This is a genomic window from Shewanella sp. S1-58-MNA-CIBAN-0166 (assembly GCF_040310085.1).
Taxonomy (GTDB): Bacteria; Pseudomonadota; Gammaproteobacteria; order Enterobacterales; family Shewanellaceae; genus Shewanella.
This window is the reverse complement of the sequence record NZ_JBEOPN010000220.1, coordinates 1-229: the sequence shown is the minus strand read 5'-3', so window position 1 is coordinate 229 and position 229 is coordinate 1. Positions and strand designations below refer to the sequence as shown.

Annotated in this window: 1 protein-coding gene; it reads left to right on the top strand. The window is 38.0% G+C overall.

Annotation, left to right across the window (positions count from 1 at the left end; genetic code table 11):
- Positions 1–229 (top strand): hypothetical protein (locus AAEY99_RS21760; protein WP_351012038.1); only part of this gene is annotated, 229 nt, incomplete at both ends.

The window sequence follows — 229 nt, the reverse complement described above, 5'->3', positions numbered from 1 at the left end:
AGGCAGAACAACCAAGCAACCTTATTTGGAGCCCAGACAATCGCTTTTTAGTGTATTTACTAAACGGTGAATTAAAACAACTCAACCGTAAAAACTTATCAATAAAAACCCTCTCTACTCGCTTAGAAGGCGCTAGCGGTTTTACCTTTTATAACGAGCACAGTGTAATATTTAGTTGGTCTAACCCTGCATCAGACAAGGGTAATGACAAGCTTACAAAGCATTATAA